Annotated in this window: 15 protein-coding genes and 1 pseudogene; all 16 read left to right on the plus strand. The window is 65.0% G+C overall.

The features are described from left to right. Nucleotides 1–41 precede the first annotated feature (41 nt). The 16 genes and pseudogenes from EIO64_RS17490 (at nt 42) to EIO64_RS17565 (ending at nt 18679) form a co-directional block, all read left to right on the plus strand. Nucleotides 42–1022: an Ig-like domain-containing protein gene (locus EIO64_RS17490; protein WP_119311894.1), complete on the plus strand. Its 981-nt coding sequence runs from the start codon at nt 42–44 to the stop codon at nt 1020–1022. A 126-nt stretch (nt 1023–1148) separates the two neighbouring features. Then, on the plus strand, nt 1149–2258 hold the full coding sequence (locus EIO64_RS17495; RefSeq protein WP_249390728.1) for a D-alanine--D-alanine ligase family protein: 1110 nt from the start codon (nt 1149–1151) through the stop codon (nt 2256–2258). 14 nt (nt 2259–2272) lie between these two features. Beyond that, on the plus strand, nt 2273–3637 hold the full coding sequence (locus tag EIO64_RS17500; protein ID WP_249390729.1) for a UDP-N-acetylmuramoyl-tripeptide--D-alanyl-D-alanine ligase: 1365 nt from the start codon (nt 2273–2275) through the stop codon (nt 3635–3637). Then, nucleotides 3630–5537 carry a ribosomal protection-like ABC-F family protein gene (gene abc-f, locus EIO64_RS17505; RefSeq protein ID WP_119310864.1) on the plus strand — a complete coding sequence of 636 codons (1908 nt, stop codon included), beginning with the start codon at nt 3630–3632 and terminating at the stop codon, nt 5535–5537. The genes EIO64_RS17500 and abc-f overlap by 8 nt, the downstream gene beginning before the upstream one ends. After that, a complete protein-coding gene (locus tag EIO64_RS17510; protein ID WP_136891701.1) occupies nt 5518–6339 on the plus strand; it encodes a YdcF family protein in 822 nt (273 codons plus the stop codon). Before abc-f ends, EIO64_RS17510 begins: the two co-directional genes overlap by 20 nt. 19 nt (nt 6340–6358) lie before the next feature. Then, nucleotides 6359–6847, plus strand: coding sequence for a flavodoxin family protein (locus tag EIO64_RS17515; protein ID WP_021747798.1), 489 nt, complete (start codon nt 6359–6361; stop codon nt 6845–6847). Nucleotides 6848–6889: 42 nt separating this feature from the next. After that, a complete protein-coding gene (prfA, locus tag EIO64_RS17520) occupies nt 6890–7957 on the plus strand; it encodes a peptide chain release factor 1 (RefSeq protein WP_119310866.1) in 1068 nt (355 codons plus the stop codon). A 155-nt stretch (nt 7958–8112) separates the two neighbouring features. Further along, the gene (locus EIO64_RS17525; RefSeq protein ID WP_119310867.1) at nt 8113–9789 is read left to right on the plus strand and encodes an L-threonylcarbamoyladenylate synthase; all 1677 of its coding nucleotides are present in this window, start codon (nt 8113–8115) and stop codon (nt 9787–9789) included. Next, nucleotides 9770–11175: pseudogene (locus EIO64_RS17530) on the plus strand (aminopeptidase). Before EIO64_RS17525 ends, EIO64_RS17530 begins: the two are co-directional and overlap by 20 nt. 205 nt (nt 11176–11380) lie before the next feature. Next, nucleotides 11381–11821, plus strand: coding sequence for an ACT domain-containing protein (locus tag EIO64_RS17535; protein ID WP_021747794.1), 441 nt, complete (start codon nt 11381–11383; stop codon nt 11819–11821). 19 nt (nt 11822–11840) lie between these two features. Beyond that, on the plus strand, nt 11841–13034 hold the full coding sequence (locus EIO64_RS17540) for a homoserine dehydrogenase (protein WP_025545204.1): 1194 nt from the start codon (nt 11841–11843) through the stop codon (nt 13032–13034). A gap of 85 nt (nt 13035–13119) precedes the next feature. Beyond that, nucleotides 13120–14331, plus strand: a complete 1212-nt coding sequence (locus EIO64_RS17545) for an aspartate kinase (RefSeq protein WP_021747792.1) — start codon at nt 13120–13122, stop codon at nt 14329–14331. 110 nt (nt 14332–14441) lie between these two features. Continuing rightward, nucleotides 14442–14915 (plus strand): hypothetical protein, encoded by a 474-nt coding sequence (locus tag EIO64_RS17550; RefSeq protein WP_021751668.1) that lies wholly within the window; start codon nt 14442–14444, stop codon nt 14913–14915. A gap of 108 nt (nt 14916–15023) precedes the next feature. Next, nucleotides 15024–15293 carry an ACT domain-containing protein gene (locus tag EIO64_RS17555; protein WP_025544749.1) on the plus strand — a complete coding sequence of 90 codons (270 nt, stop codon included), beginning with the start codon at nt 15024–15026 and terminating at the stop codon, nt 15291–15293. A gap of 250 nt (nt 15294–15543) precedes the next feature. Continuing rightward, entirely contained in the window at nt 15544–16899 is a 1356-nt protein-coding gene (locus tag EIO64_RS17560) for a PFL family protein (protein WP_333635502.1), read from the plus strand. Nucleotides 16900–17086: 187 nt separating this feature from the next. After that, nucleotides 17087–18679 carry an amidohydrolase gene (locus tag EIO64_RS17565; protein WP_119310871.1) on the plus strand — a complete coding sequence of 531 codons (1593 nt, stop codon included), beginning with the start codon at nt 17087–17089 and terminating at the stop codon, nt 18677–18679. The last annotated feature ends 54 nt before the right edge of the window (nt 18680–18733 follow it).

Raw genomic sequence — 18733 nt, forward strand, 5'->3', positions numbered from 1 at the left:
ACTAGCGGTGCACCCAATTCAATACAGGAGGTATGATCGCCTTGAAGACCCAACTGATGAAACGCGCCGCCGCCCTGTGCCTGGCGGTAGTCCTGACCCTGTCCGTCAACGCCGCCGCCCTGTTCGGCGGCAAGGAGAAGGCCCAGCCGGCAGAGGGGAGCCCCACGGCCCAGGCGCTGGAGATCCGCACCTACCGGGGCATTCCCTATCACGCCCAGTTTCTGGCCGCGGGCGGCGAGGGAGAGGACCTGACCTTCACCGTGGAGAAAGAGCCCAAAAAGGGCACCGTCCAGATTGACGGCGCCAGCTTCACCTATACCCCAGAGGGGGATTCCACCGGAAGCGACAGCTTCACCTATACCGCCACCGACAGCGCCGGACGCGTGTCTCAACCCGCTACGGTGAGCGTCACCATTGAGAAGGCCAAGTCTGGCGTCACCTATGCGGACACGGCGGACAGCACCGCCGCGGTGGCCGCGCAGGACCTGGCGGAGGCGGGGATTTTCACCGGTGCCAAGATCGGAGACCAGTACTACTTTGAGCCGGATAAGCCCGTCTCCCGCAGCGAGTTTCTGGCCCTGGTAATGGAGACCGCCGGGGACGAACCCACCGCCGTTACCATGACCGGCTTCTGTGATGACGCGGCCATCCCCACCTGGGCCAAGGCCTACGCCGCGGCCGGCGTCGCGGACGGCATCATTCAGGGCGTCTCCACAGCGGAGGGCGTGGCCTTCCAGGGAGATGAGCCCATCACCTTCAATGAGGCGGCTACCGTGCTCAACCGCGTCCTGGCGGTGGAGGATGTGGATCTGGCCAGCTGGTACGCAGACCGGGAGGCAGTGCCCTCCTGGGCAGCCCAGGCCGTGGGGAACATGGAGGCGGTCAGCGTCCTCGCCGCGGGCAGCTTCGGCAGCGCCGCCATGGGAGAGACCGTCACCCGGGCGGACGCGGCCCAGATGCTCTCCGCCGCCGGCACCCTGCTGGAGGGAGAACCGGCCGGCCTCTTCGACTGGCTCCTCTGAGCCGGAAATTTCCAGCAGAACAAACAGCCCTCCGAAAAAGCGCCCGTGCTTTTTCGGAGGGCCTGCGGCGTTTTAACAGTTGTATTTGGGGGCGGTTTGTGCTAAACTATGGAACATTAAAATAGGATGATTATGACTACCCATCGGAGAGCAGTCAAGATAGAAGGGACTGGAAACGAGCATGAAGATCGTTGTATTGGCGGGGGAATCTCCACAGAGCGGGCGGTCTCCCTGGTGACGGGCACCGGCGTGTGCCGCGCCCTGCGGGAAAACGGCCATCGGGCCATCCTGGTGGATCTGTTCCTGGGGCTGGAGGAGGTCCCGGCGGACCTGGAGACCCTGTTTGACGCGCCCGACGGCCTGTGCCCCGACGCGAAGATCGAGGTGGAGGCGCCGGACCTGGAGACGGTGAAGCGCGGCCGGAAGGATCAGGGCCCCAGCCACATCGGCCCCCACGTGCTGGACATCTGCCAGAAGGCGGACCTGGTGTTCCTGGGCCTCCACGGTATGGACGGGGAGGACGGCCGCATCCAGGCCGCCCTGGATTTACTGGGCGTGCCCTACACCGGCGCGGGTCATCTGGCCTCCGCTGTCGCCATGGACAAGGCGGTTTCCAAGCAGATTCTGGACGCGTGCGGCATCCCCACCCCCAAGTGGCGGCTGCTGTCCTATGGACTGGATGAGGCGGAGCCCCTGGCCCAGACGCTGCCTATGCCCTGCGTCATCAAGACCATCGGGGGCGGTTCGTCCCTGGGGGTGTACTTACCGGAGGACCGGACGGAGCTGAAGCGGGCCCTGGAGGAGGTGCTGCGCTACGGCGCCAAGGTCCTGGCGGAGGAGCGGATCTACGGCCGGGAGCTGACAGTGGCGGTCCTGGGGGACCGCTGGCTGCCGGCGGTGGAGACCGTGCCCGCCGGAAAGGAATTTGACTACGTGGCCAAGTACCAGGCCGGCGCGGCGGTGGAGACCTGTCCGGCCGATGTGCCGCCCGCGGTGATGCAGGCCGCCGGTGAGCTGGCCCTGCGGACCCACCGGGCGTTGGGATTGGAGGTCTACTCCCGCACGGACATGATTCTGGACAAAGACGGAAATCTGTGGGTGCTGGAGGCCAACTCCCTGCCGGGCATGACCCCCAACAGCTTTGTCCCCAAGGAGGCCGCCGCCGTGGGCATGAGCTACAACCAGCTCTGCGAGGAGATCGTGCGGCTCTCCTGCGACGTGAAGAGAAGAGGGTGAACTGCATGCAGCCAATGACCATTCCTGAGATCATATCCGCTGTGGACGGCACCTGGCTGAATCCCCGGAAGGGGGCGGCCCCCGTCACCGCTGTGTGCACCGACAGCCGGAAGATTGCCCCCGGCTGCCTGTTCCTGCCCTGGGTGGGGGAGCGGTTCGACGGCCATGACTTCATCGACAGGGCCCTGGACGCGGGAGCCGCCGGGTGCTTGTGCGCCCGGAGGCCGGAGCTGCTGCGGCCAGACAAGTTCTATATCCAGGTGGCGGACACCCGGCTGGCCCTGCGGGCCCTGGCGTCCGCCTACCGGGACCGGTTCGCCATCCCCTTTGTCCAGGTCACCGGCAGCGTGGGCAAGACCACCACAAAGGAGATGCTGGCGGCGGTGCTGGGGGCGAAGCTCCGGGTGCTGAAGACACCGGAGAACTTCAACAACGACATCGGCACGCCCCTGACCCTGCTGGGCCTGGGGCCGGAGCATCAGGCGGCGGTGATCGAGACCGGGATGAACCACTTCGGGGAGATCCGCTATTTGGGGGAGATGGTGCGGCCGGACATCGCCGTCATCTCCAACATCGGTGACGCCCATATCGAGCATCTGGGCAGCCGGGAGGGGATCCTCAAGGCCAAGAGCGAGATTTTTGAGAACCTGAAGCCGGAGGGACTGGCGGTCCTTAACGGGGATGACGCCCTGCTGAACACCCTGGACCTGCCCTTCCGGACCGTCCGCTGCGGACGGTCGGAGCACTGCGCCGTCCGGGTGATGGACATGGCCGACCACGGCGTGGCGGGAATTACCTGCACCGTCGTGTCCCCCCGGGACACCTATCACCTGACCATCCCTGCGCCGGGAGAGCACATGGCCTACTCTGCCGCCATCGCCGTGGCGGTGGGAGAGGAGCTGGGCCTTTCCACGGAGGAGATCACCCGGGGCGCGGCTTCGTATGAACCCGCCGGATCCCGGATGCGGGTGCTTCGTCTGCGGGACGGGCGGCTGGTGCTGGATGACTGCTACAACGCCAATCCCCAGTCCGTCACTGCGGCCCTGGAGATCCTGGCCAAGACTGAGTGCGGCCGGAAGGTGGCCGTGCTGGGGGACATGGGGGAACTGGGGGACCTGACGGACCAGGCCCACTACAACATGGGCGCCCTGGCCGCCATGCTGGGCATCGACGAGGTGGTGGCCATCGGCGCCAAGGCGGAGAAGATCGCCGACGGCGCCGCCCAGAGCGGCGGCTCCGTCACCCATTTTGCCACCAAGGAGGAGGCCGTCCACGAATTGACTGACCAGCTGGGCACCGACACTGCCATGCTGGTGAAGGCGTCCCACGCCATGCACTTTGGCTGGATCGTGGAGCAGTTGAAACAAGCGTATGATTGAGATTCAAGTGAACAACCTGGTGAAGTCCTTTGAGGTGGGGAAGAACGTCCTGGACGGCCTCACCTTTCAGGTGGACCAGGGGGAGCGGGTGGGGCTGCTGGGCCGCAACGGCGCGGGCAAGACCACCCTGTTCAAGATACTGACCGGCGAGCTGGACTACGACGAGGGCACCGTCGTGGTGGGCCAGGGCCGGCGGGTGGGCCTGATCTCCCAGATCCCCGTCTACCCCGCCGGCTGCACAGTAGAGGATGTGCTGCGCTCCGCCTTCGCCCGGCTGGAGAGCCTGGCGGAGGAGATGCGGGCCCTGGAGGCCCGGATGGCCGCCGGGGAGAGCGACCCTGCCATTTTGAAGCGGTACGGCACATTAAGCGAGCGGTTTGAGGCATTTGGCGGCTATGACACAGATGTGGCGGTGAATAAGATCGCCAACGGCCTGTCCATTCCGGACAGCCAGCGGTCCCAGCTGTTCGACAGCCTCTCCGGCGGGGAAAAGACCCGGGTGAACCTGGGCCGCCTCATCCTGGAGGACACGGACATCCTGCTGCTGGACGAGCCCACCAACCACTTGGACCTCCACGCTACCGAGTGGCTGGAGGAGTACATTCGCTCTTTCCACGGCACGGTGGTCACCATCTCCCACGACCGGTATTTCCTGGACCGCACCGTCACCCGGGTCATCGAGATCCAGGACGGGAAAGCGGAGTTTTACAGCGGGAATTACAGCTTCTACGCCGTGGAGAAGGAACGCCGCTACCAGGAGCGGATGAAGCAGTACGAAAAAGAGCAGGCCAAGATCGCACAGTTGGAGAAGGCGGCGGAGCAATTGCGGGTCTGGGCTTTCATGGGCATGGACAAGACCTACCGCCGGGCCATCTCCATGGAAAAGCGCATCGAGCGGATGCGGACCACCTCCAAACCCACCAAGGCGCGGAAGATGGACGCCCGGTTCTCCTCCGCAGAGTTCCACGGGGACGAGGTGCTGGGCATCCGGAACGTGTCCAAGTCCTACGGGGACAAGCACCTCTTTGAGGGCATCAGCCTGAAGGTGGAGGGGGGCGAGCGCATCGCCCTCATCGGCGACAACGGCACCGGAAAGTCCACCCTTATCAAGATGATCGTGGGGGAGCTGTATCCGGACGACGGCCGCATCAAAACCGGCCCCCAGGTGAAGGAGGCATACCTGCCCCAGATCGTCCGCTTCGACCACCCAGACTGGAACCTGGTGGAGAATATGATGGCGGCGAAAAAGGGCCTCTCGGCCCAGTCGGCCCGAAACCGGCTGGCGGCATACGACTTCCGGGGCGAGGACGTGTTCAAGCCGGTGTCGGTGCTCTCCGGCGGGGAGCAGAGCCGCCTGCGGCTGTGCATGCTGATGGATGACGAGATCAACTTCCTGATCCTGGACGAGCCCACCAACCATCTGGACATCGACTCCCGGGAGTGGATCGAGGAGGCGGTGGAGGCCTACGACGGCACGCTGCTGTTTGTCAGCCATGACCGGTACTTCATCAACCGCTTCGCCACCCGGATCTGGGAGCTGACGGATGGCACCATCACGGATTATCCCTGCGGCTTTGCCCAATACCGGCAGATGAAGGCTCAGGAGGAGGCGGAGAAGGCCGCCGCTCCCAAGCCGGAGAAGGAGCGGGAAAAGCCCGCTGCGGAGCGGCCCCAGCGGGGCAACAAGGCTCAGCAGGCGGCCCGACGGCAGCTGACCATCTGTGAGCGGGACATCGCCAAGGCGGAGGAGCGCATCGCCGCTCTGGAGGCAGATATGGAGGCCGCGGCCTGCGACTATGAGAAGCTGAACGAGCTGGTGGGGCAGAAGGACGCCGCCCAGGCGGAGCTGGACGCCCTGTACGAAAGGTGGGAGCAGCTCAGTGAAGAGGCAGAGGGCTAAACAGCGGCCCCTGTACCGGTACGATGTCTACCGGGGCCGCAGAAGAGGACAGGCCCGGCTGATCGGGGCGGCGGGCTGCGCCGTTTTCGGCCTGCTTCTGGTGCTGATCCGGAGCCTGGGCATCCGGTTTTCCGGCTTTCTGCTGCTGGGGCTGGCGGCGCTCCTGGTGCTTTCCTGGCTGCTGGATCGCCTGGCCGCCGGAAATCACCGCTGGCGGCTGATCCGCCGGGGCTTTTATGGCTGCCTTACGGTGGGACTGGCTGCGCTGCTGGGGCTGGAGGTCTTTATCATTAACCGGGGGCGCAGCGACATGACGCCCCTGCCGGCAGACGCGGTCATCGTCCTGGGAGCGGGGGTCAACGGCACGGAGCCGTCGTTGTCCCTGCGGACCCGGCTGGACGCGGCCCTGGACTATCTGGAGGCCCACCCGGAGATCCCGGTGGTGCTCACCGGCGGCACCGGCTATGGCGAGGAGATCAGCGAGGCGGCGTGCATGTACGACTACCTCACGGCCCATGGCGTGGAGCCGGGGCGGCTGATTCTGGAGGATCAGGCATCCAACACGGCGGAGAACTTCGCCCTCTCCAAGCCCCTGCTGTATGAGGCGGGGGTCGACCCAGCGGAGGGACGGGTGGCTGTTGTCACCAACGACTTTCACATCGCCCGGTCGGAGCTGATCGCCGCCCGGGAGGGCTACGGAGACGTGGCCGGGATCCCAGCGCCGCTGCCCTGGGTTCATTTGGAGATCAATTACACCCTGCGGGAGGCCTTTGCCATGGTAAAGACCTTTCTGTTTGACTGAGCGGATACGGAGGAACCAAATGAGCGATATCTTATGTATCTATTACTCCCGGACGGGGAACACCAAGAAGGCCATGGAGGAGATTGCCGCCGCCCTGGACGCGGAGCTGGCGGAGCTGCGGGACAACGCGGACCGGAGCGGCTGGCGGGGCTGGCTGCGCTGTGGGCTGGACGCCATGCGCAAAGACACCCGCCCCGTGGCCCCGTTGGAGACAGCCCGTCCCCTGGGGGACTACCGCTTGGTGATTCTGGGCACACCGGTGTGGGCCGGGCGATCCAGCGCCGTCATGCGGTCGTTTCTGAAAGACCGGGGCGGGGAGATCCGCAACGCGGCCTATGTGCTGACCCGCAGCAGCGGCTCCCAGTACCAGGAGGTTTATCGCCAGATGGATCTCTGTGTGCCCGCCGGTCATCTGGCGGCGGTGTCCTTGCGGAGCGGGGACGTGGGCTGGGCATTCTGGCAGGAGGAGTTTCTCCGCCAGGTCCGGGCCTTTCTGGAGGGGCAGTAGCGGCAGACCCTTTTCTGAAATCAACGGGAGAGGAGATGCCCCATGCAGGAAAAACTGAAGGAGCTGGCCCTGCGGTATGAGGACCTGCAAGCCCAGCTGGCAGACCCGTCTGTCTATGGCGACGCGGAGCGGCTGAAGACTGTGAATCGGGAGCTGAAGGACCTGACTCCGGTGGCAGAGGCGTACCAGGCATACCGGCAGGCGGAGGCGGACCGAGCCGCGGCGGAGGAGCTGCTCTCCGACCCGGAGATGCGGGAGTTGGCCCAGGAGGAGCTGACCGCCGCACGGGAAGAGATGGAGCGGCTACGGCAGGAGCTGAAGCTCCTGCTGCTGCCCAAGGATCCCAATGACCGGAAGAACGTGATCCTGGAGATCCGGGCGGGTACCGGCGGCGAGGAGGCGGCGCTGTTCGCCGCGTCGCTGCTGCGGATGTACACCATGTACGCTGCCGCCCGGGGCTGGAGGACTGACACCGTGGAGCTGAACGAGACGGAGCTGGGGGGCGTGAAGGAGTGCAGCGTCCTTATCGAGGGCGAGGGCGCCTGGTCCCGGCTGAAATTCGAGAGCGGCGTCCACCGGGTCCAGCGGGTGCCGGTGACGGAGTCCAATGGCCGCATCCAGACCTCCGCCGCCACGGTGGCCGTGCTGCCGGAGGCGGAAGGGGTGGACGTGAAGCTGGACCCTGCGGACATCGAGATGCAGGTCTACCGGGCCAGCGGCGCGGGTGGCCAGCATGTGAACAAGACGTCCTCCGCCGTGCGGCTGATCCACCGGCCCACCGGCCTGGTAGTGGAATGCCAGCAGGAGCGCAGCCAGTTCCAGAACCGGGACAAGGCCATGCGCCTTTTGGCGTCAAGATTGTATGAGATCGAGCGGGAAAAGCAGGATGCCGACATCGCCAGAGAGCGGAAGAGTCAGGTGGGCAGCGGCGACCGCAGCGAGAAGATCCGCACCTACAACTTCCCCCAGGGCCGGGTGACGGATCACCGGATCGGCCTGACGCTGTACCGGATCGACGCAGTCCTGGACGGGGAACTGGATGAGCTCATCGACGCCCTGGTGACCGCCGACCAGGCGGAGAAGCTGAAGAACGGCGGCGGGGAACCATAAAACAGAGCTGTACGGCGGCCCGGATAGAGCGGCGCCGTGGAGGGGCTGCACTTCCGGCAGCCTGCCGGGACGCCGCGGAGCCCTTTGGAGACGCAGAAAGAGTAAGCAATAAGGCCGGGGAGATCTCCGGCGAAGAGAGATAGAGGCGAAGAGATATGCAGACACGATATTTTGACCTGCGGGACACCAAGGGTCAGCAGAAGGAGATCGAGGACAAGATCGGCGCAGCGGCCAAGATCCTGCGGGACGGCGGCCTGGTGGGCATCCCCACGGAGACGGTGTACGGCTTGGGGGCCAACGCTCTGGACGGCACCGCGGTGAAGCGGATCTTTGAGGCCAAGGGCCGGCCCCAGGACAATCCCCTCATCATCCATGTGACCGGCGCCCAGTGGCTGCCCCGCTACTGCGCCGACGTGCCGCCCCTGGCCTATGTGCTGGCCCGGAAATTCTGGCCCGGCCCCCTGACTATGATCCTGAAGCGGCGGCCCATCATCCCGGACGAGACCACCGCCGGGCTGGACACGGTGGCGGTGCGCTGCCCCAACCACCCGGTGACGCTGGCGATCATCCGGGAGGCGGGCATCCCCATCGCGGCCCCCAGCGCCAACCTCTCCGGCCGGCCCAGCTGCACGACTGCCCAGGACGTGCTGGAGGATATGGACGGCCGGATCAGCGGCGTGGTGGACGGCGGTCCCTGTGCGGTGGGTGTGGAGTCCACGATTCTGGACCTGACCTGCGACCCGCCCAGGCTGCTGCGTCCCGGCGGACTGCCCCTGGAGGACCTGGAGCGGCTCATCGGCAAGATCGACGTGGATAAGGCCGTCAACGGCGCCCTGGCGGAGGGCGAGAAGCCCAAAGCCCCCGGCATGAAGTACCGCCACTACGCCCCCAAGGCGCCGGTCACCGTCATCACCGGCGCGCCGGAGAAGTCCGCCCAGGAGATCCTGCGGCGGGTGGGGCCCACTTCCGGCGTCATCTGCTTCGAGGAGTTTGCGGATCTGTTCCGGGAGCAGGAGGTCCACACCCTGGGGCCTGTAGGCGACAAGCTGGTCCAGGCCCAGCGGGTGTTCGACGCCCTGCGGACCTTTGACACCAGCGATGTGACGGAGATCTTCGCCCAGTGCCCGGACAACCGGGGATTGGGTCTGGCCATCGGCAACCGGCTGAAAAAGGCCGCCGGCTTCCATGTGGTGGAGGCGGACAGTGAGCGGGTGGTGCTGGGCCTCACCGGCGGCACCGGCGCGGGCAAGTCCAGCGCCCTGCGGGCCATCCGCTCCCTGGGGGGCGAGGTCATCGACTGCGACGCCCTGTACCATGAGATGCTGGAGACCTGCGCTCCCCTGCGGGATGAGATCGGTGTCTCCTTCCCCGGCGCGTTTGACGCAGCCGGCCAACTGGACCGGCGCAAGCTGGGACAGGAGGTCTTCTCCCACAAGGACCGGCTGGAGCAGCTCAACGGCATTGTGGCCCGCCATCTGGTGCCGGAGGTGCGGCGGCGCTTGGCGGCGTCGGAGAGCAAGATCTTCGCCATCGATGCCATCAACCTGCTGGAGGGCGGGCTGGACCAGCTGTGCGACCGGACGATAGCCGTCACCGCGCCTTTGGAACTGCGGGTCCGGCGGATCATGGCCCGGGACAACATCACAGAGCAGTACGCCCGCCTGCGGATCTCCGCCCAGCAGCCGGACGAGTACTACCGGGGCAAGTGCGACTGTGAGCTGAATAACGCCGCCGATACCGCCGCGGCCTTTGAAATGGAGGCCCGGGAGTTTTTCCAGCGGCTGATCGACACCATCAAGGAGGAAAAAGCACATGGAAAGCAAGGAATTTAAGGCGCTGAAGGAGCAGCTGCTCTCCTGCCGCCGCAACGGCTTCGACCGGATGGACGCGGCGGAGCGGAGCGCCATGGAATCGTACTGCACGGACTACAAGGCATTTCTGGACACTAGCAAGACCGAGCGGCTCTGCGCAGGAGAGGTTGTCCGCCTGGCAGAGCAGGCCGGCTACCGGCCCTATGTCCGGGGCGCGGCGGTGAAGCCGGGAGACAAGGTTTATCTCTGTAACCGGGGCAAGAGCGTGCTGCTGGCCCACATCGGGGAGAAGCCGTTGGCGGAGGGTGTTCAGATCGCTGCCGCCCACATAGACTCCCCCGGCTGGACCTGAAGCCCAACCCCCTGTATGAGGACGGGGAACTGGCCTATTTCAAGACCCACTATTACGGCGGTATCCGCAAGTACCAGTGGGTTACCATTCCCCTGGAGCTCCACGGCGTGGTGGCCCTGCGGGACGGCGCCAGCGTACAGGTGAACATCGGCGGGGGCGCGGACGATCCCCGGCTGGTGATCACGGACCTGCTGCCCCACCTGGGCGCGGAGCAGAACAAGAAGCCGCTGGCGGAGGCCATCCCCGCTGAGACCCTGAACCTGCTGCTGGGCAGCGAGCCGATCGGGGACGCGGAGGAGTCCGGCCGTGTGAAGCTGGCGGTGATGAAGCTGCTGAACGAAAAGTACGGCATCACAGAGGATGACTTCACCTCCGCGGAGCTGGAGGCGGTGCCGGCGGTAAAGGCCACGGACATCGGCCTGGATCGCAGCATGATCGGCGCCTACGGCCATGATGACCGGGTGTGTGCCTACGCCGCCCTGCGGGCCCTGCTGGATCTGGAGGGGACCCCTGCCAAGACGGCGGTGTGCGTTCTGGCGGATAAGGAGGAGATCGGCTCCGACGGTGTGACGGGCATGCAGTCCGCCGCTTTCGACACATTTATGGAGGACCTGTGCGAGAGCCAGGGCGCGGCTGTGCGGGTGTGTTTCGAGAAGTCCTTCTGCCTCAGCGCCGACGTGACGGCGGCCTACGACCCTAACTTCTCCGACGTGTATGAGAAGCGCAACGCCGCCTATCTGAACTACGGCATCGGCCTGTGCAAGTACACCGGCGCCCGGGGCAAGTCTGGTGCCTCCGACGCGGACGCGGAGACGGTGGCCTATATCCGCAACCTCTTTGACGAGGCGGGGGTCATCTGGCAGATCGCAGAGCTGGGCAAGGTGGACGCCGGCGGCGGCGGCACTGTGGCCATGTATATGGCCAACCGGAACATCACCACGCTGGACGCGGGCGTGCCGGTCCTGTCCATGCACGCGCCCTTTGAGACGGTGTCCAAGCTGGACTGCTACGAGACCTATAAGGGCATGAAGGCCGTATTCCAGGCGGAGAAGTGAATCGGCTGAGATCAGGAAACAGGCGCCCCGGTGAAAACCGGGGCGCCTGTTTCTATCCGGCATTCTGCTCAGGTGAGGGGGAGAAAACCGGGGGAACTTTTCCTGTTTTCGTCAAAAGAATTTCGGCGAATTTGGTTGCATTGCCTACGGAAATATGGTAAGATGCTTTGCGTGTAAAGACAAATGGCCATAGGAGGCGGACGAGATGGCGAGAGAGATCAAGTATTACATTGTGGCCGCGAACGCCCTGCCGGAGATCTTCGTGAAGGTGGCGGAGGCCAAGCGGATGATGCAGACCGGCGAGGCGGACACCGTGGGCGCTGCCACGAAGCAGGTGGGGATCAGCCGCAGCGCGTTCTACAAGTACAAGGATGCGGTGCAGCCGTTCAACGATATGAAGGCGGAGCACATCATCACCTTTTACTGTATGCTCAAGGACAACACCGGCGTGCTCTCCAGCGTGCTGTCCGTGTTTGCCACTTCTGGGGCCAACATCCTCACCATCAACCAGAGCATTCCCACCAACGGCTGCGCGGCGGTGACGATTTCCGCAGAGACCAGCGGACTGGCGGAGACCCTGGAGAAGCTGATGGCAGACGTGGCCGCCGTGGACGGCGTGGTACGGGTGGAAGTCCTGGCAGGATAAAGAGAGAGGAAACGGACGCATGATACAGATTGCGATTATGGGCCTTGGTACGGTGGGCACCGGCGTGGCCAAGGTAGTGGCGGAAAACGCCCGGCAGATCGAGCGAAAGCTGGGCGAGCCCCTGCAGGTGAAGACCATTCTGGTGCGGCATTTCAAGGACGGGCCCTACCGTCAGCTGATGACGGATGACTTCACGAAGATCGAGGAGGACCATGCTATCCGGGTGGTGGTGGAGACCATCGGCGGCGTGGAGGCGGCCTACGAGTACACGAAGCGGGCCCTGAACGCCGGCAAGCACGTGGTCACCGCCAACAAGCAGCTGGTGGCGGAGAAGGGCGCAGAGCTGCTGGCCCTGGCCAAAAAGCGGGGCGTGAACTATTTGTTCGAGGCCAGCGTGGGCGGCGGTATCCCAGTGCTGCATCCCCTGACCCAGTGCATGGCTGCCAACCGGATCGACGAGGTGTACGGCATCCTAAACGGCACCACCAATTATATCCTTACCCGGATGGTCCGGGCCGGCACCACCTTTGCAGACGCCCTGAAAGAGGCGCAGGAGAAGGGCTATGCGGAGGCAGACCCCACCGCAGACGTGGAGGGCGTCGACGCCGGGCGGAAGATCTGTATCCTGGCGGATCTGGCCTTCGGCTGTCAGGTGGACCCGGCGGATGTGCCCATGGAGGGGATCAGCCGGCTGTCTCTCCGGGACGTGAAGATCGCCCAGCGGGCGGGCTACCGCGTCAAGCTGCTGGGCCGGGCGGTGCGCCTGCCCGGCGGCCGTACCGCCTATGTGGCACCCCATCTGATCCCGGAGGAGCAGCCCCTGGCCAGCGTGGACGATGTGTTCAACGCGGTGGTGGTCCGGGGAAACGCCACCGGGGAAGTGATGTTCTACGGCCAGGGGGCCGGGGAGCTGCCCACGGCCTCCGCCTGCGTGGCGGACGTGATGGAGGCGCTTCAGTCCAGCCCCCGCCGGGAGGAGATCGGCTGGGAGGCGGACCCGGCGGGCTTTGAGGACCCGCAGGCCCTTCGGAGCCGGTACTACTTCCGCATCGGCGGCAGCCTCAGCGCCGCTGCCGCGGCCTTCGGCCAGGTGGAGATCCTCAGCGAGGACGGCGGTGAGACCGCCTTCCTCACCGACTGCATCAGCGGAGCCGAGGCAGGGAAGCAGGCCGAAGGCCTGCGCGTCCTGGCCTGTCTGCGGGTGCTGGGATAAGCCCCAAACCGCCGGAAGATGTGTATACTGGAACAGGCGGGAACCGGGATTTGAGACTTGATTCTGATTTAAAGAAGGAAATGCCATGAGCTTGATCGTACAGAAATTCGGCGGCACCAGCGTGAGAGATGCCAAGCGCATCCGCAACGTAGCCGGCATCATCGCAGAGACCTATCTGGCGGGGAACGACGTGATTGTGGTCCTCTCCGCCCAGGGAGACACTACAGACGATCTCATTGCCAAGGCGGAGGAGATCAACCCCCACGCCTCCAAGCGGGAGATGGATATGCTGCTCTCCACGGGAGAGCAAATCTCTGTGGCCCTGTGCGCCATGGCCCTGGAGGCCATGGGCCTGCCCTGCATATCCCTGGCTGCTTGGCAGGTGGGGATACAGTCTACCTCCGTCCACTCCGACGCCCGGATCAAGAAGATCGACACCGAGCGTATCCAGTCCGAGCTGGACCAGCACCGGATCGTGATCGTCACCGGCTTCCAGGGCGTGGACCGCAACGGGGACGTGACCACCCTGGGCCGGGGCGGGTCCGACACCAGCGCCGTGGCGCTGGCGGCGGCCTTCCGTGCAGATCTGTGCCAGATCTACACGGATGTGGACGGTGTGTATACCACGGACCCCCGCATCGTCCCCAGTGCCCGCAAACTGGATGAGATCACCTACGACGAGATGCTGGAACTGGCGTCGCAGGGGGCCCAGGTGCTCCACAACCGCAGCGTGGAGCTGGCCAAGAAGTTCAGAGTGAATTTGGAAGTCGTGTCCAGCCTGGAGCGCAAGCCCGGCACGAAAGTCAAGGAGGTCACCAAAGTGGAGAAAACCAATATCGCCGGTGTCGCCAAGGACACCAGCATCGCCCGCGTCGCCCTGATCGGTCTGCAGCACAACCCAGGCGTCGCATTCCAGGTCTTTGACCTGCTGAGCAAGCACAACATCAACGTGGATGTCATCCTGCAGTCCATTGGCCGGGAGGACACCAAGGACATCACCTTCACGGTCCACAAGAAGGACCTGGAGGAATCCAAGCAGATTCTGGAGGAACATAAAGAGACCCTGAGGTTCGACCACATTGAGACGGATGAGAGCATCGGCAAGGTCTCCATTGTGGGCGCGGGCCTCATGAGCAACTGCGGCGTGGCCGCCCGGATGTTCGAGGCCCTCTATGAGGCGGGCATCAACATCCAGATGATCAATACTTCTGAGATCCGAGTCTCCGTTCTGCTGGATGAGGAGGACGTGAACCGGGCGGTCCGGGCCATCCACGACAAGTTCTTCGGCGAGATCTGATTCCGCCTGGAGCATCAGCCCAGCAGGGCGCGCCCACCGGCGCGCCCTGTGCTGTTTTCCGGTCTGCTCCGCCGCCGCGCTGCATACAGTGGAGCGAGGTGAGGCGAACCATGAGAGATCCCTTCAATCGTTTTGCCCTGCGGTATCTGGCGGCTGTGGTGTGCGGCCTGGCACTGCTGCTGCTCCACAGCACGGCACAAAGCGGACTGCCTGCCGCGTTCGTGCCCCAGTGTCCCAGCCCCTGGGAGTTGAGCAAGCTGGCCTTCTGGCCGCTGCTTGCCGCCTGGGTGCTGACCGGCCGGCTGGGCAGGGAGCGCCGCACGCTGCTGCAGGATCTGCCGGCAGCGGTGCTGACGCCCCTGGCTATGACAGCGGCGTGCTGGGGCTTGGCGGCCGCCGGGGGAAACGGCGCGGCGAGCCTGGCGGTCTGGGCGGTGCTGCTGGCGGCGGGCACGGCCTTCTGCCCGGACGGAAGAAAGCACCCGGGGCTGTGGGCAGCCCTGGCTCTGCTTCTGGCGGGGCTGTACATGCTGCTGACCTTCACGCCTCCGGGCTGGGGACCATTCGTCAATCCGCTGGGATGAGAGAGGATTTACTTTCCCGCCCATCTGTGGTACAATACGGACGCTGTATACAAGAGAATGCCGCCTCGCCGGGCTTGCCGGCGGGCGGCCATGAGGAGGAACTTCGCTATGAACGCCATCGTCACCGTCGTGGGGCAGGATAAGGTAGGCATCATCGCCGCCGTCTGCGCCCTGCTGGCTGAGCACAATGTCAATATCCTGGACATCTCCCAGACGATCCTCCAGGGCTCCTTCACCATGGTCATGGCCGTGGACGTGGGAGCGGCCAAGGTCTCCGTGGGCGAGCTGCGGGACCTGCTGGAGCAGTTGGGGCAGAAGATGGAGATCTCTATCCGCATCCAGCGGGAGGAGATATTTGATGCCATGCATCGCATCTGACTTCAAGAGGGAGCTGCGCCCACCCTTTAGATTCCCCCTCCCCAGTGAGACGTTGGTCACTGGGGACGCCGTCCCCGGCGGCTGGGTCAAGAAATTTTCGGCAGGTACACGCCCTGCCGAAAATGATTTAATATTCTTCTTTTGCCGGAGGTAAAAGAACTGAGGAAAACCGGAGGTTTTCCCCTAGCCTCTTTTACCCGTTTCCGGAGTCCTTTTGAGAGAGAATTTGTACGTTGGGAGATACGTTATGCTGAACCAGAAGGAAATTTTATCTACCATTGAGATGATCGACCAGCAGCACCTGGACATCCGCACCATCACCATGGGCATCTCCCTGCTGAGCTGCTGTGATCCGGACCCGAAGCGGGCCTGTGAGAAGATCTACGACAAGATCACCCGGTATGCGGAGAAGCTGGTCAAGACCGGCGAGGACATCGAGCGGGAGTTCGGCATCCCCATCGTGAACAAGCGCATTTCCGTCACTCCCATGGCCCTGGTGGCCGGGGCCAGCGAGACGGAGGACTGCGTGCCCTTTGCCCTGGCCCTGGACCGGGCGGCCCAGACCTGCGGCGTCAACTTTATCGGCGGCTACTCCGCCCTGGTGCAGAAGGGCATGACAGAGGCGGACGAGAAGCTGATCCGCTCCATTCCGGAGGCTCTGGCCCGGACAGAACTGGTCTGTTCCTCCGTCAACGTGGGGTCCACCCGGGCGGGCATCAATATGGACGCGGTGGCCCTGATGGGCCGCATCGTCAAGGATACCGCTGCCGCCACGGCGGACCGGGATGGCCTGGGCTGCGCCAAGCTGGTGGTGTTCTGCAATGCCGTGGAGGACAACCCCTTTATGGCCGGCGCCTTCCACGGCGTGGGAGAGGCGGAGAAGGTCATCAACGTGGGCGTCTCCGGCCCCGGCGTAGTGTGTACTGCTTTGAAAGCGGTGAAGGGCCAGCCCTTTGACGTGGTGGCGGAGACAGTGAAGAAGACCGCTTTCCGGGTGACCCGCATGGGCCAGTTGGTGGCCCAGGAGGCCAGCCGTCGGCTGGACACGCCCTTCGGCATCGTGGATCTCTCCCTGGCGCCTACCCCGGCCATCGGAGACAGCGTGGCCCGCATTCTGGAGGAGATGGGCCTGGAGGTCTGCGGCACCCACGGCACTACGGCGGCGCTGGCCCTGTTGAACGACGCGGTGAAGAAGGGCGGCGTCATGGCGTCCTCCTCTGTGGGCGGCCTCTCCGGCGCCTTCATCCCCGTCAGCGAGGACGAGGGCATGATCGCCGCCGCAGAGGCAGGGACCCTCTGCCTGGACAAGCTGGAGGCCATGACCTGCGTCTGCTCCGTGGGCCTGGACATGATCGCCGTCCCCGGCGACACCCCGGCAGAGACCATCTCCGCCATCATTGCAGACGAGGCGGCCATCGGCATGGTGAACAACAAGACCACCGCCGTCCGGCTGCTGCCCGCCCCCGGCAAGACCGTGGGGGACCGGATCGAGATGGGCGGCCTCCTGGGCAGCGCCCCGGTGATGCCGGTGCACCCGGAGTCCAGCGCGGACTTTATCGCCCGGGGCGGCCGCATCCCGGCGCCCCTCCACAGCCTGAAGAACTGAGCCAGCGGGCCGTCCGGAAGGGCGGCCTGTTTTGCCATACAGATGGGGAAAGGCGTTCAGATATGCCGCAGCTTCATGTGCAGCAGGGCTCACGCCTTTTCGCGGCATACTGTCCTATACTTGGAGTTTCACGCCGGGGTATGGGACGCGCCCTGCCGCGGTAAACTGGGAGAAAAGGAGGAATCGCATGGACATTCTCTTTGAAAACGGCACCATCCGCACTCTGGAGCGGAACAGCCCTGATGCCCAGGCCCTGTTGGTGCGCAACGGCCGGATCGCCGCCGTGGGGGGCAGGACGGCGGTGGAGGACCAGACGGGAATCGACGTCCGCCGGGTGGATCTGGCAGGCAGGACGCTGCTGCCGGCGTTTCTGGACGCCCACAGCCACTTTACGGCGGTGGCCAACCAGTTTCTGCAGGTGTCTTTGGAGGGCTGCACCTCCTGGGCGGACATGCAGGACCGGATCCGGGACTACATCCGGCGGGAGCGCATCCCTGCCGGGCAGTGGGTAACGGCACAGGGGTACGACCACAACCTGCTCTCGGAGCGGCGCCACCCGGATCGGCTCTGCCTGGATGCGGCGGCGCCGGACAACCCGGTGGTGATCTGCCACCAGTCCGGCCACATGGGCGTGTTCAACACCGCGGCGCTGGAGCGGCTGGGTGTCACTGCGCAGACGCCTGCCCCCGCCGGAGGCGTCATCGGACGGGAGAACGGCACCCTCACCGGCTACATGGAGGAAAACGCCTTTCTGGAGTTCCAAAAGCGGGTGCCCATGAGGCCGCTGGAGTCGTTTCTGGCGGCCTACCGGAAGGCCCAGGACCTGTACGCCTCCTACGGAATCACCACCGTGCAGGAAGGGCTGCTGCGCCGGGAGCTGGTACCCCTGTATCAGGCCCTGCTGGCGGACGGGTCCCTGAAGCTGGATGTGGTTGCCTACGGAGATCCGGAGGGAGCGGAGGCGGCCCGGCAGGCATTTCCGGAGAGTGTCCGGCAATATCACCGGCGCTTCAAGCTGGGCGGGTACAAGATGTTTCTGGATGGATCTCCCCAGGGACGTACCGCTTGGCTGCGGCGGCCCTATCAGGGGGAGCAGGAATACCGGGGCTACGGCACCCTGACGGACGCAGAGGTGCTGGACATGGTCCGCCGGGCCGGGACAGATGGAATGCAGCTGCTGGCCCACTGCAACGGGGATGCCGCCTGCGCCCAGTATCTGGCGGCGCTGGATGCGGCGGCGCGGGAAGGCGTGGATCTGGCGGCACTGCGGCCGGTGATGATCCACGCCCAGCTGCTGGGCAGGGACCAACTGCCGGAGGTGAGGCGGCTGGGGGTGATCCCCTCTTTCTTCGTGGCCCACGTGTACCACTGGGGGGATGTCCATCTGGAAAATCTGGGACCCGGCCGGGCGGAGGCCATCAGTCCCGCAGGCTCGGCGGCGGAGAAGGGGATCCCCTTCACATTCCATCAGGATGCGCCGGTGATCCGGCCCGATATGCTGGAGACGGTGTGGTGTGCCGTGAACCGGGTGACCCGGCAGGGCCGCGTCCTGGGCCGGGAAGAGCGGGTGGACGTCCGGACGGCCCTGGAGGCGGTGACGGTCCACGCTGCATACCAGTATTTTGAGGAGACGGACAAGGGCACCCTGGCGCCGGGGAAGCAGGCGGATCTGGTGATTCTGGACCGGGACCCCCTGGCGGTGCCGCAGGAGGAGCTCCGGGATATTCGGGTACTGGAGACCTGGAAGGATGGCGTTCCCATCTTCTGCCGGGAGGCATGAGTCTGCCGCCGGGTGGAAAAGAACGCTTGCAATTTTTCGCACGAGAGGTAAAAT

Origin of the sequence: Dysosmobacter welbionis, from assembly GCF_005121165.3 — a bacterium.
GTDB classification, from domain to species: Bacteria; Bacillota; Clostridia; order Oscillospirales; family Oscillospiraceae; genus Oscillibacter; species Oscillibacter welbionis.